This window comes from Sphingomonas sp., assembly GCF_051962185.1.
Taxonomy (GTDB): domain Bacteria; phylum Pseudomonadota; class Alphaproteobacteria; order Sphingomonadales; family Sphingomonadaceae; genus Sphingomonas.
Map to the genome: position 1 here is coordinate 1 of NZ_JBQCCN010000315.1, position 20,957 is coordinate 20,957.

General features: G+C 67.5%; 16 protein-coding genes and 1 pseudogene. 12 read left to right on the top strand and 5 right to left on the bottom strand.

The annotated features are described in order from the left end of the window. Nucleotides 1-78 precede the first annotated feature (78 nt). Complete coding sequence (glmM, locus tag ACTHJR_RS19135; protein WP_440525019.1) at nt 79-1,419, top strand: phosphoglucosamine mutase; 1,341 nt, start codon at nt 79-81, stop codon at nt 1,417-1,419. Between the two features lie 39 nt (nt 1,420-1,458). On the opposite strand, the gene nudC is transcribed toward glmM, so the two are convergent. The 3 genes from nudC to ACTHJR_RS19150 are packed head-to-tail and all read right to left on the bottom strand — an operon-like array spanning nt 1,459 to nt 4,651. Then, nucleotides 1,459-2,331 (bottom strand): NAD(+) diphosphatase, encoded by an 873-nt coding sequence (nudC, locus tag ACTHJR_RS19140; protein WP_440525020.1) that lies wholly within the window; start codon nt 2,329-2,331, stop codon nt 1,459-1,461. Then, nucleotides 2,328-3,656, bottom strand: a complete 1,329-nt coding sequence (locus tag ACTHJR_RS19145; RefSeq protein WP_440525021.1) for a serine hydrolase domain-containing protein — start codon at nt 3,654-3,656, stop codon at nt 2,328-2,330. Before ACTHJR_RS19145 ends, nudC begins: the two co-directional genes overlap by 4 nt. Continuing rightward, nucleotides 3,656-4,651 (bottom strand): A/G-specific adenine glycosylase, encoded by a 996-nt coding sequence (locus tag ACTHJR_RS19150; protein WP_440525034.1) that lies wholly within the window; start codon nt 4,649-4,651, stop codon nt 3,656-3,658. The genes ACTHJR_RS19145 and ACTHJR_RS19150 overlap by 1 nt, the downstream gene beginning before the upstream one ends. 80 nt (nt 4,652-4,731) lie before the next feature. Here ACTHJR_RS19150 and ACTHJR_RS19155 point away from each other — a divergent pair, with 80 nt between their 5' ends. The 4 genes from ACTHJR_RS19155 to smc are packed head-to-tail and all read left to right on the top strand — an operon-like array spanning nt 4,732 to nt 10,244. Beyond that, nucleotides 4,732-5,307, top strand: coding sequence for a DUF721 domain-containing protein (locus tag ACTHJR_RS19155; protein WP_440525022.1), 576 nt, complete (start codon nt 4,732-4,734; stop codon nt 5,305-5,307). Beyond that, complete coding sequence (locus tag ACTHJR_RS19160; RefSeq protein ID WP_440525023.1) at nt 5,304-6,050, top strand: thioredoxin domain-containing protein; 747 nt, start codon at nt 5,304-5,306, stop codon at nt 6,048-6,050. The genes ACTHJR_RS19155 and ACTHJR_RS19160 overlap by 4 nt, the downstream gene beginning before the upstream one ends. A 21-nt stretch (nt 6,051-6,071) precedes the next feature. Continuing rightward, nucleotides 6,072-6,815, top strand: a complete 744-nt coding sequence (locus tag ACTHJR_RS19165; RefSeq protein WP_440525024.1) for a thioredoxin domain-containing protein — start codon at nt 6,072-6,074, stop codon at nt 6,813-6,815. 30 nt (nt 6,816-6,845) lie between these two features. Beyond that, nucleotides 6,846-10,244, top strand: a complete 3,399-nt coding sequence (gene smc / locus ACTHJR_RS19170) for a chromosome segregation protein SMC (RefSeq protein WP_440525025.1) — start codon at nt 6,846-6,848, stop codon at nt 10,242-10,244. Nucleotides 10,245-10,351: 107 nt separating this feature from the next. Here smc and ACTHJR_RS19175 read toward each other — a convergent pair whose 3' ends face one another. After that, nucleotides 10,352-11,767 (bottom strand): peptide MFS transporter, encoded by a 1,416-nt coding sequence (locus ACTHJR_RS19175; protein ID WP_440525026.1) that lies wholly within the window; start codon nt 11,765-11,767, stop codon nt 10,352-10,354. Nucleotides 11,768-11,836: 69 nt separating this feature from the next. On the opposite strand from ACTHJR_RS19175, the gene ACTHJR_RS19180 reads away from it, so the two are divergent. The 7 genes from ACTHJR_RS19180 to ACTHJR_RS19210 all read left to right on the top strand — a co-directional run bounded on the left by ACTHJR_RS19180 (nt 11,837) and on the right by ACTHJR_RS19210 (nt 20,706). Further along, nucleotides 11,837-12,508, top strand: a complete 672-nt coding sequence (locus ACTHJR_RS19180) for a hypothetical protein (RefSeq protein WP_440525027.1) — start codon at nt 11,837-11,839, stop codon at nt 12,506-12,508. Further along, complete coding sequence (locus ACTHJR_RS19185; RefSeq protein ID WP_440525028.1) at nt 12,505-13,899, top strand: peptide MFS transporter; 1,395 nt, start codon at nt 12,505-12,507, stop codon at nt 13,897-13,899. The genes ACTHJR_RS19180 and ACTHJR_RS19185 overlap by 4 nt, the downstream gene beginning before the upstream one ends. Nucleotides 13,900-13,949: 50 nt before the next feature. After that, nucleotides 13,950-14,915, top strand: coding sequence for an aspartyl protease family protein (locus ACTHJR_RS19190; protein WP_440525029.1), 966 nt, complete (start codon nt 13,950-13,952; stop codon nt 14,913-14,915). A 71-nt stretch (nt 14,916-14,986) separates the two neighbouring features. Next, entirely contained in the window at nt 14,987-16,393 is a 1,407-nt protein-coding gene (locus tag ACTHJR_RS19195) for a M20/M25/M40 family metallo-hydrolase (protein ID WP_440525030.1), read from the top strand. 108 nt (nt 16,394-16,501) lie between these two features. After that, nucleotides 16,502-17,734 (top strand): class I SAM-dependent methyltransferase, encoded by a 1,233-nt coding sequence (locus tag ACTHJR_RS19200; protein ID WP_440525031.1) that lies wholly within the window; start codon nt 16,502-16,504, stop codon nt 17,732-17,734. Nucleotides 17,735-17,977: 243 nt separating this feature from the next. Further along, on the top strand, nt 17,978-19,393 hold the full coding sequence (locus ACTHJR_RS19205; RefSeq protein WP_440525032.1) for an MATE family efflux transporter: 1,416 nt from the start codon (nt 17,978-17,980) through the stop codon (nt 19,391-19,393). Between the two features lie 95 nt (nt 19,394-19,488). Next, entirely contained in the window at nt 19,489-20,706 is a 1,218-nt protein-coding gene (locus tag ACTHJR_RS19210) for an argininosuccinate synthase (protein WP_440525033.1), read from the top strand. A 115-nt stretch (nt 20,707-20,821) separates the two neighbouring features. On the opposite strand, the pseudogene ACTHJR_RS19215 reads toward ACTHJR_RS19210, so the two are convergent. Further along, nucleotides 20,822-20,957 (bottom strand): annotated as a pseudogene (locus ACTHJR_RS19215) (IS110 family transposase); the annotation flags it as partial.

Consider the following 20,957-nt stretch of genomic DNA (forward strand, 5'->3'; position numbering starts at 1 on the left):
CTGGCTCATACTCGCCCTTCTCCATTGGTCGCGCTAAGAGGCGGCCTTCGGGTCTGATAGCGGACGGAAATGGTCAGAATGGCAAGAAAATATTTCGGCACCGACGGTATTCGTGGCCTGACCAACATGCAGCCGATGACCGCGGCGATGGCGATGAAGGTCGGCATGGCGGCCGGCGCGCATTTCGTCCGCGGCGATCACAAGCATCGCGTGGTGATCGGCAAGGACACGCGGCTATCCGGCTATATGCTCGAAAATGCCCTGGTCGCGGGCTTCACCAGCGTCGGCATGGACGTGACGCTGTTCGGTCCGCTGCCGACCCCGGCGATCGGCATGCTGACCAAATCGATGCGCGCCGACCTCGGCGTGATGATCTCGGCCAGCCACAATCCGTTCGCCGACAACGGCATCAAATTGTTCGGCCCCGACGGCTACAAGTTGAGCGATGCCGATGAACTCGCGATCGAGGCGCTGATCGACGGCGAGGTCGCGCTCGCCGCCGCGCCCGATATCGGCCGCGCCCGCCGGGTCGAGGATGCGCGCGGGCGCTATATCCACTTCGCCAAGGCGACCTTTCCGGATGATCTGACGCTCGACGGGCTCAAGATCGTGGTCGATTGCGCCAATGGCGCCGCCTCTCAGGTCGCGCCCTCGGCCTTGTGGGAACTCGGCGCCGAGGTCATCGCGATCGGCGTCACGCCCAACGGCAAGAACATCAACGACCAAGTCGGCTCGACCGCGCCGCAGACCCTGTGCGAGACGGTGGTCGCGAGCGGTGCGCATATCGGCATCGCGCTCGACGGCGATGCCGACCGGCTGATCGTGGTCGATGAGACGGGCCGGGTGATCGACGGCGACCAGTTGATGGCGGTGATCGCGACCGGCTGGGCGCGCGCCGGAAACTTGCGCAATGGCGGGTTGGTCGCGACGGTGATGTCCAACCTCGGGCTCGAACGGCATTTGGCGGCGCAAGGGATCAAGTTGATCCGCACCGCGGTCGGCGATCGCTACGTGCTCGAGGCGATGCGCGGCCAGGGCTACAATGTCGGCGGCGAGCAATCGGGGCACATCATCCTGTCCGATTACGCAACGACCGGCGACGGGCTGGTCGCGGCGCTGCAGATCCTGGCCGAACTGGTCCGCTCGGGCCTGCCGGCGAGCGAGTTGCTCCACCGTTTCGATCCGCTGCCGCAATTGCTCAAGAACGTGCGCTTCAAGGGTGGCAAGCCGCTCGAGGATGCGAGCGTCAAGGCGGTGATCGCCGATGCCGAGGGCGAACTCGAGGGCAAGGGCCGGCTGGTCATCCGCCCCTCGGGCACCGAACCGGTGATTCGGGTGATGGCCGAGGGCGAAGACGCCTCCCAGGTCGAAGCGGTGGTCGACCGCATCTGCGACGCGGTGAAGGGCGCGGCGGGGTAATATAAAGCCCCTCTCCTGAAGGGGAGGGGCTTGAAATGGTCAGCCTTCCGCCGCCCAGACCGTCAGCAGAGTATGCGCGATCGCGTAATGCGGCGGGGCCAGGAACGGCGCCGACGGATCGCCAGCCAGCGATTTCCGCACATCCTCCCGGCTGACCCACATCGCGTCCTGCAATTCGTTGGGGTCGATGGTGATGACGTCGTCCTCGGCCTCGCCGATGCAGGCCATCATCAGCGACGAGGGGAACGGCCAGGGCTGGCTCGCGATATAGCGAACCTTGCCGACGCGGACGCCGGCTTCCTCGAAAATCTCGCGCGCCACCGCTTCCTCGATCGACTCGCCGGGCTCCATGAAGCCCGCCAGTGCAGAATAGCGCCCGGCCGGCCATTGCGGCCCGCGCCCCACCAAAGCCCGGCCCGAATGCTCGGCGATCATGATCACGACGGGGTCGGTGCGCGGGAAATGCTCGGCGCCGCACTTGGGGCAGGTGCGCCCCCAGCCGGCGCGGAACATCGCCGTCTGGCTTCCGCAATTGGGGCAGAATTGATGCCGGCTGTGCCAGTCGAGCACGCTGCGCGCCGCGGCATAGGTCTCGGCTTCCTCGGGCCGCATCAGGTCGAGCGCGCGGAACAGGCCCGGCGAGCGCCCCGCCGGCGTACGCATGCCGGGGACATAAGCGGCGAAATGCGGCTTGCCCTCGATCAGCCCGAGCAGCACCAGTTCGGCATCCTCGGGCGCGTCCGCCACGCTGGTCCAGCCGAGCGTGCCATCCTCGTTCACGTCGGGCTCGAAATTGTCGAGTTTGAGCAATTTCGCCCGCCAATCGCTCATCGCGGCGGCGAACGCATCCGAATCATGACGCAGCGCGTCGGCCCGGTCGAGCGGACTGCCGGTGAAGCCGGGCCGGATCATTTGGCCCGGTAACGCTGCATGTCGCTGTGGAGCGCTTTCACGGTGTCGGCGCGGATCGGCCATTTCTCGCCGGGGAAGTAATTGACCATGACCGTGCCTCGGACCTTCTTGACCGGATTGACCCAGGCCGCGGTTCCAGCCGCGCCGCCCCAGCCGTAGGTGCCGGCACCCATCGAATCGGCCTTGTCCTCGAGGATGACCGAGCCGCCAGCGCCGAATCCCATCTTCGGGCCCATCGTGCCGCCGGTGCCGCCCGGCAAGTCGCCGAATTCGACGCCGGCGGGGAGCAGGTTGGACATCGCGAGCTTCGCCGTCTCGGGCTTCATGATCCTGACGCCGTCGAGTTCGCCGTAATTTTGCAGCATGTGCAGGAAGCGGTCGTAGTCGCGCGCCGACATGACGAGGCCGGCGCCGCCATAGGGAAAGCTCGGCGCCGACAGATAGACCGAGGTGGCGGCGGGATCGAACGCGAACAATTTGTCGCCGGGCAGGAAAACGTAATTGGTCGCCAGCCGCCCGACCTCGCTCTTCGGCACGGTCCAATAGCTCGAAGTCATCTTGAGCGGATCGAAGATGCGCTTCTGGACGAACGCGTCGAAGCGCATGCCGCTGGCCTTCTCGATCACCGCGCCCATCACGTCGAGCCCGATCGAATAGCTCCATTTGGTGCCTGGGTCGGCGATCAGCGGAACGGTGGCGACGGCGTTGGCGAAGTCCTGCAAGGTCGCGGGACGAGTCTTGCGCGCCTCGACCTCCATCGCCGCGTTGACCTGGGCTGGGTTGATGCCCTTGTCGTTATAGACCTGGAGCAGCGGACCTTTGGTGATGATGTTGTAGCCGAGTCCCGCCGTATGGGTCAGCAGGTTGCGAATCGTGATCGGGCGCGTCGCCGGGCGGCTGTCGATCGTGTTCTCGTTGAGCTGAACGCGCATGGTCTTGAACGCGGGCAGGAAGTCGCTGACCGGCTCGTCGAGCTTCATCTTGCCGTCTTCGATCAGGATCATCGCCGCCATCGCGGTGATCGGCTTGGTCATCGAATAGACCCGCCACAGGCTGTCGGGGCCGGCCGGCGCGGCATCGGCGTCGGTCGCAACCTTGCCGGCCGAGACGAACACGGTCGGCAAATCTCCGGTGCCGAACGCCCCGACGATGCCGGGCATCTTGCCGGTCGCAACGTACGAATCGTACAGCGCCTGGGTCGCGGGCAGCGGGCTGGCGGCCTTGGCGACGGGCGCGGGCAGCGGCACGGCGGCCTGTTGCGCGACGGCGGCGCCGGCCAATAGGGCAATCAGTGCGGTGGCGGTGATGAAGGGGGTCAGGCGCATCAATCAAGCTCTCCCGTCGCTCCGGCCGCCTTGGCGAAGACGGTCGGCAGACCCGCATCCCCCAGCGACTCGATCGGCCACCATTCGGCGCCGTGCGGCGCTGCATGGCGGGCGACGGTTGCGCTCGCAAGCACGAGTTTCAATCTGAAATGGGTGAAAACATGCTCGACCAGCGCGTTTCCCAGCCGCCAGTCGGCGCGGAGCGGCGCGTCGGCGAGCCCGGGCGGATCGGCGCTCCACGGCCCGGTCGGCAGCGCGCGCATCCCGCCGAGCAGTCCCTTGGGCGGGCGCCGCACCAGCAGCACGTCGCCGCCGTTCCGCGCCCAGAAGATCGTGCCGTGGCGAGTCGGCTTGGCCGCTTTCGCCGCCTTGACCGGATAGCGCGCCTGGTCGCCCGCTGCATATGCCGCGCACGACGCGCGCAGGGGGCAGAGTAGGCATTTGGGATTGCGCGGCGTACAGATCGCCGCGCCGAGATCCATCATCGCCTGGGCGAAATCGCCGGCGCGCGCGGTCGGCGTCAGCGTCGCGGCGGCGGGGCGGATATCGGCCTTGTCCGCGATTCGGAACAGTCGCGCGACGACGCGCTCGACATTGGCGTCGACCACGGTCGCCGGTGCGTCGACCGCGATCGCGGCGATCGCGGCGGCGGTATAGTCGCCGATGCCGGGAAGCGCGCGCAACGCCGCCTCGGTGCGCGGGAAAGCGCCGTCGTGCTCGGCGACCACCACGCGCGCGCAGGCGACGAGGTTGCGCGCCCGGGCGTAATAGCCGAGCCCCGCCCAAGCCGCCATGATCTCGGCTTCGTCGGCCCGCGCCAAACTGGCGAAATCGGGCCAGCGCGCGACCCAGGCGGCGAAGCGCGGGCCGACCGTCGCGACATTGGTCTGTTGCAGCATCACTTCGGACAGCCAGACGCGATAGGGATCGGCGGATTCGCCGGCCGGAGCGCGCCATGACAGGGTGCGGCGGTGCGTGTCGTACCAGTCGAGCAGGGCGGCCGCGACCGGCTTGGACGAATATGGTGCGGATGGATGCTTGGCGGCCACCCCGCGGCTATGGCATGGATCGCCGGATGAGCAAGCGCGCCACTCCCAAAGGCCCGGCCAAACCCGCACCCTCGAAGGCTCCTGCCAAGGAGTCCGGGCGGCCGCGCGGCGGGCCGGCGCGCGCCGTTGGCGATCTGCTGCCCCAGGTCGGCGGCGCGGCGTTCCGGCGCTACGGCTTCGTCCAGTCGGGAATCGTCACGCGCTGGGCGGAAATCGTCGGCCCCAAATATGCCGGCGTATCATCGCCCGAATCGATCCGCTTCCCGCCGGGCAAGAAAGCCGAGGGCGTGCTGACGGTCACGGTCAAGGGCGCCCACGCGGCGATGATGCAGCACATCGCCCCGGAGATCGTCGAGCGGGTCAACCGTTTCTTCGGCTATGCCGCGGTCGCCCGGCTCAACCTCAAACAGGGCAAGATCGCCGAGCGACCGTCGCGCGCTGCGCCGCCCAGCCTGCGTCCGGTCGCCACGCCGCCCGCCGAACTCGGCCCGGGCCTGCGCGCGATCGCCGATCCCGAATTGCAGGCGGTGCTGGTCGCGCTCGCCGCCGGCGTGGCGGGCAATCGCGGTATCCCCGTCATAGGAAGAAAGACCGAGGAATGATGCGTTCGCTGATGTTGCTGGCGCTGGCCGCCGGACTCCCGCTCGCCGCCGGGGCCGCGACCCGTGTGCCGGCGAAGAAAGCCGCCGTCGTGAAGCGGGCGCCCGCGCGCGCGCCGGTCAAGATCAATTGGGTCAATGTCGTCGTCGCGACGCCTGAAGGCGGGATGCGGATGGGCAATCCCAATGCCGCGGTGAAACTGATCGAATACGGCTCGCGTGCCTGTCCCTATTGCGCGAAATTCGCCGCCGAAGGCTACCCCGCGCTCAAGGCCGGGCCGATCGCCAGCGGCAAGCTGAGCTACGAATTTCGCGACTATCCGGTGCACGGCGCCCTCGACCTCGGGCCGATCCTGCTCGGCAATTGCGTGTCGCCGGCGCAATTCTTTCCACTGTTGGAAGCGATGTTCGCCAATCAGCAGACCTTGCTGACCAACGTCCAGACCGCCGCGGCCAAGGCCCGGGCGATCCCGAATGTGACGCCCAATCAGATCGCGGCGATCTTCGCCACCGATCTCGGCTATGTCGATTTCGTGAAGCGCCGCGGCATGTCGGCGGCGCGCGCCAAGGCGTGCCTGGCCAGTCGCGCCGGCGTGAACCGCATCGTCGCGATGACCGACGCCGCCGAAAAGCAATATCAGGTCGCCGGCACCCCGACCTTCATCATCAACGGCACCAAGGCGGATTCTGTCGGCAACTGGGCAGCGCTCCAGCCCCTGCTCGCCGCCGCCGGCGCCGGCGCCTGACTTTTCCCAAGGGAGTAACGCATGAAGATCTCGTCCCTGTTCGCCGCCGTCCCGCTGTTCGCGCTCGCCGCGTGCGGCGGATCGACCACCGACGGCAATGCTTCGGGTCCGGTCGCGCCGGTCGCCGGCAAGACCGCGCCCGCCGGCACGTCGTGGACCGACACGGTCAGCGCGACGCCGGAAGGCGGGATGCGGATGGGCAATCCCGACGCGCCGCTAAAGCTGGTCGAATACGGCTCGCGCGCCTGCCCCTATTGCGCCAAGTTCGACCAGGAAGGCTTCCCGGTGCTCAAGCAGAGTTACATCGCGACCGGCAAGCTGAGCTACGAATTCCGTGAATATCCGGTCCATGGCGCGCTCGATATCGCGCCGATCCTGCTCGGTCAGTGCACCGGCGACCCCGCGACCTTCTTCCCGATCCTCGATCAGATGTTCGCCAACCAGCAGACGTTGCTGGCCAACGAGCAGACGGTGCAGGCCAAGGTCCAGGCGGCGCAGGGCGCCTCGCCCAACCAGGTCGCGGTCATGTATGCCGAGGGGCTGGGCTATCTCGACTTCATGAAGCAGCGTGGCTTGCCCGAGGACAAGGCGCGCGCCTGCCTCAACGACAAGGCGCGAATCGACAAGCTGGTCGAGCGGACCAAGTTCGCCAACGACAAGTTCCAGATCAGCGGCACGCCGACCTTCATCCTCAACGGCCAGAAGCTCGACGCGGTCGACGAATGGGCCAAGCTCGAACCCGTGCTCAAGGCGCGGGGCGGCTGACCTGACGGCACCCGGGGGGCGGTCGACGCGATGCAGATCAAGCGACTGAGGCTGTCGGGCTTCAAGAGCTTCGTCGACGCGGCCGATCTCCGCATCGAACCGGGGCTGACCGGCGTGGTCGGCCCCAATGGCTGCGGCAAGTCGAACCTGCTCGAGGCGCTGCGCTGGACGATGGGCGAGAACAGCCCGAAGTCGATGCGCGGCGCGGGGATGGACGACGTCATCTTCGCCGGCACCGACAAGCGCACCGCGCGCGACTTCGCCGAAGTGTCGATCCTGGCCGAGATCGACGGCACCGAGACCGAAGTGGTGCGTCGCATCGAGCGCGGTGCCGGCTCGGCCTATCGTATCGACGGCCGCGACGTCCGGGCCAAGGACGTCGCCTTGCTGTTCGCCGACGCCGCGACCGGCGCGCATTCGCCCGCCCTGGTCAGCCAGGGCCGGATCAGCGCGGTGATCTCGGCCAAACCGGCCGAGCGCCGCGCGATGCTGGAGGAAGCGGCCGGAATCGCCGGCCTCCATGTCCGTCGCAAGGATGCCGAGCAGCGGCTGCGCGCGACCGAGGCCAATCTGACGCGGCTCGACGAGATCATGGCCGACCAGGAAGCGCGGGCCTCCGCGCTGCGGCGCCAGGCGCGCCAGGCCGAGCGGTACCGGCTGCTGTCGGACCAGATCCGCGTCGCCGAGGGGCGGATGATCTTCGCGCGCTGGCGCGACGCCGCCAGTGCCGCCGACGCCGCCAAGGCCGAGGCCGCGCAATGCGATGACAAGGTCGCGCTCGCCGCCGAAGCGCAACGCGCCGCCACCGCCTATCAACACGCCGCGACCGAGGCGTTGGCCGAGGCACGCTCCGCCGCCACCGCCGCGCGCGAGGCGGCGAGCGAGGCGGCGCACGTGTTGGCCGGATTGCGCGCCGATCATGGCGCCGCGGAACGCCGCATCGTCGAGCTGGCGGGGCAACGCGGGCGAATCGCCGAGGATCGCGAGCGCGAGGGCGCGCTGGCGGTCGACGCGGCCGAGGCACTGGCGCGGCTCGGGGCGGAAACGACGATGCTCGGCAAGCGCGCGGACGAATCCGCTGCCCGGCTGCCGGCGCTCGATGCCACGCTCGCCGAAGCCGAGCGCGCCGCGCGCGACGCCGATGTCGGGCTCGCCCAGGCAATGAGCCGGCAGGCGGCCGAGTTGGCCGATGCCCGCGTCGCCGAAGCGGCGGCGGCGGCGGCCAAGGCGCGCCACGAGCGTGCGTTGCGCGATCAGACGACCCTGGCCGCCGAGTTGAAGGCCTTGGGCGACACCGCCCCGCTGCGCGAGGAGCGCGAGCGGGCGATCAAGGCGCGCGCCGACGCACTCGATTCGGCGGAAACGGCGCGTGGCGCACGGGCCCGTGCCGACGCCGACGAGCGCGCCGCGCAGGAAGCGCGCGACACCGCCGAACAGGCGCGTGCCGCCGCCCGAGCCGAGCTCGCGACGATCGAGAGCGAAGTGCTGGCGCTGGAAAAGGCGACGCGGCCGTCGGGGCGCGACCGGTTGCTCGACCATGTCCGCGCCGCGCCGGGCTACGAGCGCGCGCTGGCGGCGGCGCTTGGCGACGATCTCGAAACCGGGCTCGACGCCAATGCCGACCGCTATTGGGCGGGGGCCGAACCGCAGCCGGGCGATCCCGGGGCGGACGGGCTGACGCGGCTGACCGGCCATGTCGAGGCGCCGGCGGCGTTGGCGCGGCGGCTGGCGCAAGTGCTGGTCGCCGAGCGCGACGAGGGCCGGCCGCTCGCGGTCGGGCAGCGGCTGGTGACCCTCGGCGGCGCGTTGCGGCGCTGGGACGGTTATGTCGCCAAATCGGGCGGCGCGGCGGCGGCCGAACGGCTCGAACGGATCAATCGCCTCGCTGCGCTCAACAAGGCGCGGCCCAAGGCGCAAGGCGCGGTCGAGAAAGCCAATGGCCAGCTCGACGAGGCCGAGCGCCGCATCGCCGCCGCGCGCGCCGACGCCCAGGCCGCGCGCGCCTCGCTCGAACGTGCCGAGACCGCCGCGCGCGAAGCGACCCGGGCGGAGGACCGCGCCACCGCGCAACTCGAACGGGTCGAAGCGCAGCGCGCCGATCTCGACACGCGCGGGCGCCGCGTCGCGGCCGAGCTCGGCGAAGCGGAAGGCGAATTGGCGCGCGCCGAGGCCGCGCGTGCGGCGCTGCCCGACGGCGTCGCGACGCGGGCGGCGGTGGCCCAGCTCCAGGCCGAAGCCGAAGCGCGCCGCGCCAATGCCTCCAACGCCCGCGCCGACCGCGCCCAGGTCGATCGCGCGATCGCGGCCGATCGCGAGCGGCTGGCGGCGGCCGAGGCCGAGCAGAAGGGCTGGAAGGCGCGCGCCGGCGAGGCGGCCAAGCGCATCGCCGACATGGACAAGCGCGAGGCGCAACTCGCCGCCGAGGCCGAGGCAGCGGAAGCGCGTCCGGCCGAATTGGCGGCACGGATCGCGGCGGAAGACGCCGGCCACGCCGATCTGCGTGCCGCCGCCGAAGCAGCGGCAGGGACCGAGCGCGAGGCCGAAGCCCGTGTCCGCACCACCGAGGAAGCCGGCCGTATCGCCGCCGAGGCGCTGTCGCTGGCGCGCGAGGCCCGGGCGGGCGCCGCGGCGCGCGCCGAGAATCAGGATCTGCGCCGGATCGAGATGGCGCGGCTGTCGGGCGAGCGTTTCGCGTGCCCGCCGCCCTTGCTCGGCGAGCGCGTCGGATTCGATCCGGCGACGGTCGGCGATCCCCAGGACGAATCGGTCCAGCACGACAAATTGCTGGTCGACCGCGAGCGGCTGGGTCCGGTCAATCTCGTCGCCGAAACCGAGCTCGCCGAACTCGATACGCAGCGTACCGACGCGGCCGCCGAGCGCGAGGAACTGGGTCAGGCGGTGGCGCAATTGCGCGGCTCGATCGGCACGCTCAACCGCGAGGGACGGCAGCGGCTATTGGCAGCCTTCGAGGCGGTCAACGGCCATTTCCAGCGCCTGTTCACGACCTTGTTCAACGGCGGTACCGCGCGGCTCGAACTGATCGATTCGGACGATCCGCTCGAGGCCGGGCTCGAGATCATGGCGCAGCCGCCGGGCAAGAAATTGCAGTCGCTGACCCTGCTGTCGGGCGGCGAGCAGGCGCTGACCGCGGTGGCGCTGATCTTCGGCCTGTTCCTGACCAATCCCGCGCCGATCTGCGTGCTCGACGAAGTCGATGCGCCGCTCGACGATGCCAATATCGAGCGCTTCTGCGACCTGCTCGACCGCATGACGCGCGAGACCGCGACGCGCTATCTGATCGTCACCCACAATGCCGTGACGATGAGCCGCATGCACCGCCTGTTCGGCGTGACGATGGTGGAGCGCGGAGTCAGCCGGCTGGTGTCGGTCGATCTGGGCGGGGCGGAGAGCTTGTTGGCGGCGGAGTAGTTCCAAAGCCCCTCCCCTTCAGGGGAGGGGTTGGGGTGGGGCCTATCCGCGGGCGATGTTGCTTGAGGCACCGCCCCACCCCCAACCCCTCCCCTGAAGGAGAGGGACTAAGAAGCGGAGCCCTCCACCGGCTCCGGCAGCAATAACTTCCCGAACACCAGCTTGATCACCACGAACACCGCGGTCGCGCCCAGGATCGCGCCGACGTGAATGCTCCAGAACCGTCCCGCCGGCATGATCTCGAGCCAGCCGCCGACGATGCCGACCAGGTAATTGGCGAAGGCCAGGAACAGGTAATAGATGCCGATCACCGTCCCCGAGATCGCGCGCGGCGCGGCGCGCGAATAGAGCGCGAGGCTGACCGGGAAGACGTTGGCGAAGCCCAGATTGTTGAGCGTGTTGACGGCCAGGGCCACCCACAGGCTGGGCTTGACCCCGGTCGCTTCGTGACGGCTCGCGACGATCGTGACTAGGATGAAGGCGGAGGACGAGACCAGGCAGCCGATGATCAGTTTGGTCATCTCGTCGGGCTCGCGCCAATGCCGCGCATACCAGCGCCAGAACGCGACCGCGCCGGCGAGGGTTACGAACCCGGTGAAGGCGTCAAACGAGACCAGGAACGAGGTCGGCATGCGATGGCCGAGTAGCATGAATTCGTAGGATCGGTCGGCCCACACCAGATAGGCGTTGAACATCTGCTGGTTGCCGATCGCGCTGACCGCGAGCACCGGGACCATGAAGAACAGCAGGATCAGGACGACGATATCGCGCCGGGTCATCGCGGGTCGCGGGGCGCTCTCGGTCCGGCGCTCGGTCAGCGGATCGGGCGGCAGATGGTGGCGACCGGTCAGGTAGATCAGCAGGCCGATGACCATGCCGACTCCCGCCGCGCCGAAGCCCCAATGCCAGCCGACTTCCTCGCCCAGCGCCCCGCAGACGAGCGGCGAGAAGAACGCGCCGACGCTGATGCCGATATAATAGATCTGGAACGCGTCGGTCGCGCGGCCGTCGCCCGGCGCGTAGAGCGCGCCGACTTGGCTCGCCAGATTGCCCTTGAGGCAGCCGACGCCGAGCACGAGCAGCAAAAGCGCGAGCAGGAACGACACGTCGAACGCCATCAGAAAATGGCCCGCCGCCATCAGCAGCGCACCGATCGCCACCGTCCGCGTCTTGCCCAGCCAGCGGTCGGCGATCAGGCCGCCGAGGATCGGCGTGACATAGACCAGCATCGTGTAGGTGCCGAAGATGTGCGAGGCGAGCGCCTGGGTGTTGGGCGGCGCGCCGTACAGCCCGGCCAGCACGTTGCTGAACCAGCCGAACCCGGCGATCCGCTCGACATGCGGCGACAGCAGCAGCGCCTTGACCATGTACAGGACCAACAGCGTCTGCATGCCGTAATAGGAGAAGCGCTCGAACGCCTCGGTAAAGGCGATGACCGGCAGGCCGACGGGATGGCCGAGGAATTCGCGACGATGCAGCGGGACCATGAATTGCGGCCCGACATCGGGTTCCTCGATCGTCATTTCCTACTCCCTCGATATGATTTTGTGCGATACGGTAGCGCGACTGGTCCGATGGGAGAAGGACGGGTGATGCGACTGCCTGTGCGCTTCGTTTTCGCCGCTGCGGCGGTGCTGCTGTCGAGTTGCTGGTGGGTCGGACCACCATTCTACAAGGGCGATCCCGCCGATGCCGGGCCGTTGAAACCAGGTCTTTACGAGACCGAAACGAGCGGCGCGCTCGATCAGTTGGGCAAGGGGACGACGCAATCCCGCATGGTGGTGCGGGTCGTCTGGCGTCGCGATGGATCGGTCCGATGGAGCGATCCGCGAAAGCCAGGCGATCGAATGACCTTCGTCGCCGCTCGGCTTGCGATCGCCGGGCGCGACATGTGGGTCATCCAGAACGATTTCGACAAGCGACACAGGGGCGATGCGGACCTCAGGGCCTATGGCTTGATGGAAGCGCGCGGCGATACAGTGTGGCTGCTGCCGGCGCTCGATTGCGATGAGACCGCCGATATCGTGCGCGCTGCCGGCGGTACCGTGTCGGGAGGCATGGTGGAAACGGCTGCGAGCAATGTCGCCGATGCCGATATGATTGGAAACGAGATCGCGACCGATGAACCGCCCGAGGATGACAAGCGGGTGATGCAGACCTGCGCCTTCGCCGACCGGGCTTCGCTCGAACGCGCGTTGCGTGCATATGTCGCCGCTCATCCGGACTTCCCGGAACATATCCGCTTCAAGAGGATCGACGATTGACCGCTTCGCCCGATGACACCGCCTTTTTCGGCCATCCCCGCGGGGTCGCCTATCTCGCGTTCACCGAATGCTGGGAGCGGTTCAGCTATTACGGCATGACCTCGCTGCTGACGCTCTACATGGTGCAGCAACTGTTCCTGCCGGGGCATGTCGAGCATGTGCAGGGCCTCGAGGCTCTGCGGCATGTTCTGACAGCGATCTTCAACACGCTGTTTGGCCATCATGGGCCACTCAGCGATATCGCCTTCGCGTCGCAGATCTACGGCTGGTACGGCGGGCTGGTCTATTTCACGCCGATCCTCGGCGGCTGGATCGCCGATCGCTGGCTGGGCGCAAAGGCCACGGTGATCCTCGGCGCGCTGCTGATGTTCGCCGGGCATCTGGCGATGGCGTTCGATGCCTCGTTCCTGCTCGCGCTGGCGCTGCTGATCCTCGGGTCGGGCTGCCTCAAGGGCAATATCTCGGCGCAGGTCGGCGAACTCTATCCGGCCGAGGCGGAATCGCGGCGGACGCAGGGCTACACGATCTTTTCCGCCGGCATCAACGTCGGTGCGATCCTGGGGCCGCTGACCTGCGGCGCGCTCGCGGCGGCCTATGGCTGGCACGCCGGCTTCGGCGCGGCGGCGGGTCTGATGCTGCTCGCGCTGATCGTCTATCTCGCGGGGCAACGGCATTTGACCGGGCGCAGCCCGCGTGCCGAGCGGATGGAATTGCCGCCGATGACCGCGGCCGAGCGCAAGCGCATGGGGCTGCTCATCCTGGTCGCCGCGACGACGCTGTTTCCCAACGTCGCCTATCCCATGATCTGGGGCATCGGCGTGCTGTGGGTCGACCAGCATGTCAGCCTGTGGACGCCTTGGGGCGGCGTGCCGCCGTCCTGGTTCAACTCGATCGATCCCTTCGCCTCGGTGGTGGCGGTGCCGCCGCTGGTCGCATTATGGGCGTGGCAGGCGAAGCGTGGCCGCGAGCCGTCGGATGTCGCCAAGATGGGGATCGGCTCGCTGCTGACCGGCCTGTCGGCCTTCATTCTCGTCGCGGGCGCCTTGCTGCCGGGCGCCGACGGCAAGACCGCGGTATGGTGGCCGCTCGCCGGTTTCTTCGGCATGGGCGTCGCCTTTCTCTATTACTGGCCGGTGCTGCTCGCCCTGATCAGCCAGGCAGCGCCCAAACAGGTCACCGCGACGCTGATGGGCGGCGTGTTCCTGTCGTTCTTCCTCGGCAGCGTCATCATGGGCTGGGTCGGCAGCTTCTACGACACGATGAGCCCGGCGGCATTCTGGACGCTCGACGGCGCGATCGGAATGGTCGGCGGGCTGCTCGTGCTGGCGATCGCGCGACCGGTGGCACGCGCGCTCGAACCCGTGCCGGACGGAGACACGGCCGTAGGCTGAGGCCACGAATTTGCTTGGTACAAGTCCGGAACGGGCGTAACATTCCGGTCATGCGCGGGTTCATTCCCTTGCTGGCGCTCGCCATCGGCGCGACGGGGACTCCCTTGTCGGCCGATAGCGGTGTTCCCCAGGATCCGCCGGTCGTGCCGACCAGCGCGACCGCGCCACCGGCGACGCCGGTCGATCTGCTCGCGTTCGCCAATAGCGAAAACCGCATGACCGTACCCGTCTCGATCGGACCGAGCGGCCCCTATCCGTTCATCATCGACACCGGATCCGAGCGGACGGTCGTGTCGCGCGAACTGGCCGATGTGCTCAAGCTGTCGACCGGACGCCGCGTCCACGTGACGACTATGGCGGGGCAGAGCGAACTCAGCACCTACAAGCTGCCCGATCTGCGGGTCAGCAAGATCGCGCCCGACACGCTGGAGGCACCGGCCGTCGAGGCGAGCAATCTCGGCGCGCCGGGCATGCTGGGAATCGACGCGCTCAAGGGCCATGCCGTGTCGATCGATTTCGACCGCAACCAGATGGAGGTCCGTCCGGCCAAGAAGCGCGGCATGGGCGGCAGCCCGGACGACATCGTCATCAAGGCGAAGAACCTCTACGGCCAGTTGATCGTCACCGACGCGCGCTATCGCGGCAAGCGCATCTCGGTGGTGATCGATACCGGGTCGCCCGTCACGGTCGGCAATCTCGCCTTGCTCAAGCGCGTGAAGACCGAAAAATCGATCGGCCAGGTCAATCTGCTCGCGGTGACCGGCCAATATCTCACCGCCGATTATCGCATCATCGATTCGCTCGACATCGCCGGGATCGGTTTCCACCAATTGCCGATCGCGTTCGCCGACGCCTTGCCGTTCAAGCGGTTCGGCTTGACCGACACGCCCGCGCTGATGCTCGGCATGGATTCGCTCAAGCTGTTCCGCCGCGTCCAGATCGATTTCGCCAATCGCGAGATTCGCTTCACGCTGCCGCGCTCGACGATGTTCCCGCCGATGCGCTTCAATCCCTGACACGCGGCGATTGCCAGCCGCGCGGTTTCGCGCTCTAGTCCCGTCGAACGAACGAAGATCGGGGGGTGAGCATGCGCGCATTGGGATGGATCGTCGCGGCGGGTCTCGTCGCGCAGGCCTCGGCGGCGCCGGCCGCGGATCTTCGCCCCGACCAGCAGGCTTTTTTCGGGCTCTACAAGGAACTGGTCGAGACCAACACGGTGGTCGATATCGGCAGTTGCACCCAGGCCGTGGCGCAGATCGCGACGCGGATGAAGGCGGCGGGCTATAGCGACAGCGAGCTGATCCCCTTCTCGACTCCGGACCATCCCAAGGACGGCGGACTGGTCGCGATCCTGAAGGGCAGCGATGCCAAGGCCAAGCCGATGCTGTTGCTCGCGCATATCGACGTCGTCGCCGCCAAGCGCGAGGATTGGGCGCGAGATCCGTTCAAGCTGACCGAAGAGAATGGCTATTATTACGCCCGCGGTACGGTCGACGACAAGGCGATGGCGGCGATCTGGGCGGATTCGATGATCCGCTTCAAGGCGAGCGGCTACAAGCCCAAGCGCACGATCAAGATGGCGCTGACCTGCGGCGAAGAGACCAGCTACGCCTTCAACGGCGCCGAATGGCTGGCCAAGAACAAGCCCGACCTGATCGCCGCGGAATTCGCGCTCAACGAAGGCGGAGGCGGCCGCTACAATGCCAAGGGCGACAAGGAATTGCTGGCGATCCAGGTCGGCGAGAAGGCGTCGCAGAACTTCACCTTCGTCACCACCAATCCCGGAGGGCACAGCTCGCAACCGGTGCCCGACAATGCGATCTACGAACTGGCCGACGCGCTGGAGGCCGTGCGCAGATACGAATTCCCGGTGAAGTTCACCGACACGACGCGGGCGTTCTTCCAGGCGGTGTCGATGGCGCCGCAGACCCCCGCGCCGATGGCCGATGCGATCAAGCGGCTGCTCGCCAATCCTCGGGACGAGGCCGCCGACAGAATCGTGTCGATGGACAAGGCGATGCATTCGACCCTGCGCACGACCTGCGTCGCCACCCTGGTCAATGCCGGTCATGCCGAGAACGCCCTGCCTCAGCGCGCCGCCGCCACCGTCAATTGCCGGCTGTTCCCGGGCGAAACGGTCGACGCCACGCTGGCCAAGCTCAAGGAACTGGCCGGGCCGCGGGTGACGGTGACCGCCAACCAGCCGATCCGCCCGATCGGCATCCCGCCGCGGCTCGACCCGAAGATCATCGGCCCGATGAAGACGATCGCCGACAAATATTTCCCCGGCGTGCCGATGCTGCCGGTCATGTCGACCGGCGCGACCGACGGAATCTTCCTGGAGGCGATCGGCATCCCGACCTATGGCGCGCCCGGCGTGTTCGTCGACGCCGATTTCAGCGGCATCCACGGACTCAACGAGCGGATTCGCACCGACTCGCTCTATACCGGGCGCGATTATCTGTACGATCTGGTCAAGGCCTACGCGGGCTAGGGCGCGACGCCGCCAGGGCCAGCGCGCGGGCGTCGCGCCGCGGCGGTCGAAAAAGACCCGGTTTCAGGTCTTTTCGCCGCCGCAATCAGCCGATAGCAGCGATAGGCTATGGCGCTGATCGACCTGTTCCTGGAGCGCGCGTTCAAGCGCGGCACTCTCACTGTCACCTATGCCGACGGCACGGCGAAGACCTTCGGCACGCCCGACCCCGATTATCCCGACGTCGCGATCCGCTTCGCGACCAAGAGCGTGCCTGGCCAGATCATCCGCGATCCCGCGCTCGGCCTCGCCGAAGGGTTCATGCATGGCCGCGTCATCATCGAGCGCGGCGACATCATGCAGCTGCTCGCGCTCGCAAGTAAGAACAATCGCTGGGAAGACGCGACCGGCGCGCTCGACCCGGGCCTCGCCGCGCGCGCGGTGGTCGGCGTCAAGCGCAAGCTCGACCAGTTCAACCGGGCGCGGGCGGCGCGCGCCAACGTCAAGCACCATTACGATATCGGCAACGCGCTCTACGACCTCTTCCTCGACGCCGACCGCCAATATTCGTGCGCCTATTTCGTCGATCCCGACGAAAGCCTCGAACAGGCGCAGCTCGACAAGAAGGCGCACATCGCCGCCAAGCTCGCGCTGAAGCCCGGCATGCGCGTGCTCGACATCGGCTGCGGCTGGGGCGGCATGGCGCTCTATCTGCACAAGACCTATGGCGTCGATGTCGTCGGCATCACGCTCAGCGACGAGCAGATCGCGACCGCCAAGCAGCGCGCGCTCGATGCCGGCGTGTCGGACCACGTCAAGTTCGAGCTGATCGACTATCGCAACATGACCGGCACGTTCGACCGCATCGTCTCGGTCGGCATGTTCGAACATGTCGGCCCGCCGCAATATCGCACCTTCTTCAGGAAGTGCCGCGAATTGCTCAACGAGGACGGCGTGATGCTGGTCCACACGATCGGCCGCGCCGGCGGGGCGGGCGTGACCGACGAGTTCACGGCGAAGTACATCTTCCCCGGCGGCTACATCCCGGCCCTGTCGGAGATCGCCAAGGGCTATGAGGGCCTGCGCTATTACATGACCGACGTGGAGGTGCTGCGCCTTCATTACGGCTACACGCTCAAGGCCTGGTACGACCGCGCCGTCGCCAATCGCGAGAAGATCATCGCGATGTACGACGAAGTCTTCTTCAACATGAGGATCTTCTACCTGGCGGGCTCGTGCGTCAGTTTCCTCTATGGCGGGATGGTCAATTACCAGCTGCAATTCGCCCGCAATCGCGACGCGCTGCCGATTACGCGCGATTACATGAGCGACGAGGAACGGCGCATCGCGGCGAAGGTTTGAGGGATTCGGGGAAGCTACGGCCGGTTGCGGTCTTGGCTGACTTCCCCAGTCATTCCGTCCTCTAATTCGTCATCCCCGCGAAAGCGGGAACCCATCTCCCGGACGATCCACAAACACACCGGTTGTAGCTGGGCGTGCGCACGAGATGGGGCCCCGCTTTCGCGGGGATGACGGCAGGGGCGGGGCGATGTCGGTCGCCAAGTTCGACGTGACGCAGACGAAGCGCACGACTAACCCCAATCCATGACCTCCGCCGCGATCACGCGCCGCGCGATCTTTGCGCAGGCCTGGCCGATCATGGTCGGCCAGATCACCGTGCCGTTGGTCGGACTGGTCGATACCGCGGTGATCGGGCGGACCGGCGACGCCGTGGCGCTGGCGGCGGTCGCGCTCGGCAGCTTCGTCGTCACATTCCTGTTCTGGACGTTCGGCTTCCTCAGGATGGGGATGACCGGGCTGACCGCCCAGGCCGAGGGTGCGAAGGATGCGGTCGAGGTCCGCGCGCTCCTCATCCGCGGCATCGCCATGGGATTCGGCCTTGGCCTCGCGTTGATCGCGCTCCAGGTCGCGCTGATTCCGCTCGCCTTCCGCCTGTTCGCCGGGGCGGGCCAGCTCGACGCGGTGGCGGAGGGGTTCGTCGCCGCCCGCCTGTTCGGCGCCCCGGCCGCGCTGGCGGGATTCGCGATCAACGGCTGGCTGCTCGGCCTCGGGCGGACGCGGGCGGCGCTGCTGCTCCAGATCGTGATGAACACCGCCAACATCACGCTCGACCTGATCTTCGTCTGGCATTTCGGCTGGGGTGCGCGCGGCGTCGGGTTCGGCACGTCGAGCGCCGAGTGGATCGCGCTGGCGACCGGGCTCGGGATCGCGGCCTCCGTGCTCGGCCGCGAGGGGCGCACCGCCATTCGCCGTGAGATCGCCCGCGCCTTCGACCCGGCGGCGCTCAAGCGATTGTTCGGGGTCAATGCCGACATCATGGTCCGCACTATCGCTTTGCTGATCCTGTTCGGCTGGTTCGCCAATGCCGGCGCACGGCTCGGGCCGGTCCAGCTCGGCGCCAATCACGTCCTGTCGCAATTCGTCGCGGTCGCGGCCTACGTCCTCGACGGTTTCGCCTTCACCGCCGAATCGCGCGTCGGCCAGGCGATCGGGTCGAAATCGCGCACCAATTTCCTCCGCGCGATCCGGCTGACCGGCGAATTCTCGTTTGCCAGCGGGTTGGTGTTCGTCGTCGCGATCGCGTTCGGCGGGCGCTGGCTGGTCGAGCTGATGACCAGCAATCCGCATGTTCAGGAACGCGCGCTGGCGCTGGCCCCGTTCGCCGCGCTGCAGCCGCTGATCGGCGCGCCGGCCTGGCTGCTCGACGGCATCTTCATCGGCGCGACGCGCGGCAAGGCGTTGAGAAATGCCGCGATCCTGTCGACTGCGCTCTATGTCGCGACCGATATCGCGCTCCGCCCCTGGGGCGCGCTTGGCGTGTGGATCGCCTTGACCCTGAGCTACGTCTATCGCGCGGCGACGCTCGGTCTGTGGTGGCCGGGACTGTTGCGCGAGGTCGGAACGTCCCAAAGCCCCTCCCCTTCAGGGGAGGGGTTGGGGGTGGGGCAGCGCCTCATGCCAATCGCTGGTGGAGAGGCCCCACCCCAACCCCTCCCCTGAAGGGAGGGGCTAAATAGCTGCTCAGGGTGTTGCCGGTAGGCAGCGCACGCCCTAGAGCGCACCCCCGATTCCCCTATTTGAAGTCCGGAGCCGCCATGTCGGAAAAGATCAATCGCGTCGTTCTTGCCTATTCGGGCGGTCTCGACACCAGCGTCATCCTCAAATGGCTCCAGCAGACCTATCAATGCGAAGTGGTGACCTTCACCGCCGACCTCGGCCAGGGCGAGGAGCTCGAGCCGGCGCGCAAGAAGGCCGAGATGGCCGGCGTCAAGCCCGAGCATATCTTCATCGACGATCTGCGCGAGGAATTCGTCAAGGATTACGTCTTCCCGATGATGCGCGGCAACGCGCTCTACGAGGGGCTGTACCTGCTCGGCACCTCGATCGCGCGGCCGTTGATCGCCAAGCGCCAGATCGAGATCGCCAAGCTGGTCAATGCCGACGCGGTCAGCCATGGCGCGACCGGCAAGGGCAACGACCAGGTCCGCTTCGAGCTCGGCTATTACGCGCTCGCCCCCGACATCAAGGTGATCGCGCCGTGGCGCGAATGGGACCTAACCAGCCGCACCAAGCTGATCGAGTTCGCCGAACAGCACCAGATCCCGGTCGCCAAGGACAAGCGCGGCGAAGCGCCATTCTCGACCGACGCCAACCTCCTCCACACCTCGTCCGAGGGCAAGGTGCTCGAGGATCCGTGGCAGGAAGTGCCCGATTACGTCTATTCGCGCACCGACAATCCCGAGGATGCGCCCAACACGCCCGAGATAATCACGATCGATTTCGAGCGCGGCGACGGCGTCGCGCTGAACGGCGAGGGCATGTCGCCGGCGACCCTGCTGACCAAGCTCAACGAGCTCGGCAAACGCCACGGCATCGGCCGCCTCGATCTGGTCGAGAACCGCTTCGTCGGCATGAAGTCGCGCGGTATGTACGAGACGCCGGGCGGCACCATCTATCACCTCGCGCATCGCGGCATCGAGCAATTGACGCTCGACCGCGGCGCCGCGCACCTCAAGGACGAGCTGGCGCCGCGTTATGCCGAGCTGATCTACAACGGTTTCTGGTTCTCGCCGGAGCGCGAGATGCTCCAGGCCGCGATCGACCATAGCCAGGAAAAGGTGACCGGCACGGTGCGGCTCAAGCTCTACAAGGGCGGGGTGTATGTGGTCGGGCGCAAATCGCCTTATTCGCTGTACAGCGAGAAGGTCGTGACGTTCGAGGACGACCAGGGCGCGTACGACCAGCGCGACGCGGCGGGCTTCATCAAGCTCAACGCGCTGCGCTTGCGGTTGCTCGGGCGGCGGGATCGCTGAACCAATCCGTCGTCCCAGCGCACGCTGGGATCTCGTGCGACGGCGCGATACGGCTTGAGACCCCAGCTTTCGCTGGGGCGACGGCTTGGCGCTGCCGGGACAATACAATCCGTCATCAACTCAGTTGAGCATCGCGGATGCGAGCGTTTGCGATGACGATAATTTTGCGCATGACGGCGATGAGGGCGACGATGGGTTTTTTGCCGTTGCTTTTGAGGCGTTGGTAGAAGTGGCGTAGGGTTGGGTTGTGT

What these genes read in the sequence shown, in the direction of transcription:
- ACTHJR_RS19190 (WP_440525029.1), top strand. Translation starts at nt 13,950, where the DNA reads ATGCGCGGGTTCATTCCCTTGCTGGCGCTCGCCATCGGCGCGACGGGG.
- ACTHJR_RS19160 (WP_440525023.1), top strand. Translation starts at nt 5,304, where the DNA reads ATGATGCGTTCGCTGATGTTGCTGGCGCTGGCCGCCGGACTCCCGCTC.
- ACTHJR_RS19145 (WP_440525021.1), bottom strand. Translation starts at nt 3,656, where the DNA reads ATGCGCCTGACCCCCTTCATCACCGCCACCGCACTGATTGCCCTATTG.
- ACTHJR_RS19165 (WP_440525024.1), top strand. Translation starts at nt 6,072, where the DNA reads ATGAAGATCTCGTCCCTGTTCGCCGCCGTCCCGCTGTTCGCGCTCGCC.
- nudC (WP_440525020.1), bottom strand. Translation starts at nt 2,331, where the DNA reads ATGATCCGGCCCGGCTTCACCGGCAGTCCGCTCGACCGGGCCGACGCG.
- glmM (WP_440525019.1), top strand. Translation starts at nt 79, where the DNA reads ATGGCAAGAAAATATTTCGGCACCGACGGTATTCGTGGCCTGACCAAC.
- ACTHJR_RS19155 (WP_440525022.1), top strand. Translation starts at nt 4,732, where the DNA reads ATGAGCAAGCGCGCCACTCCCAAAGGCCCGGCCAAACCCGCACCCTCG.
- ACTHJR_RS19180 (WP_440525027.1), top strand. Translation starts at nt 11,837, where the DNA reads ATGCGACTGCCTGTGCGCTTCGTTTTCGCCGCTGCGGCGGTGCTGCTG.
- ACTHJR_RS19195 (WP_440525030.1), top strand. Translation starts at nt 14,987, where the DNA reads ATGCGCGCATTGGGATGGATCGTCGCGGCGGGTCTCGTCGCGCAGGCC.
- ACTHJR_RS19200 (WP_440525031.1), top strand. Translation starts at nt 16,502, where the DNA reads ATGGCGCTGATCGACCTGTTCCTGGAGCGCGCGTTCAAGCGCGGCACT.
- ACTHJR_RS19175 (WP_440525026.1), bottom strand. Translation starts at nt 11,767, where the DNA reads ATGACGATCGAGGAACCCGATGTCGGGCCGCAATTCATGGTCCCGCTG.
- smc (WP_440525025.1), top strand. Translation starts at nt 6,846, where the DNA reads ATGCAGATCAAGCGACTGAGGCTGTCGGGCTTCAAGAGCTTCGTCGAC.
- ACTHJR_RS19205 (WP_440525032.1), top strand. Translation starts at nt 17,978, where the DNA reads ATGACCTCCGCCGCGATCACGCGCCGCGCGATCTTTGCGCAGGCCTGG.
- ACTHJR_RS19210 (WP_440525033.1), top strand. Translation starts at nt 19,489, where the DNA reads ATGTCGGAAAAGATCAATCGCGTCGTTCTTGCCTATTCGGGCGGTCTC.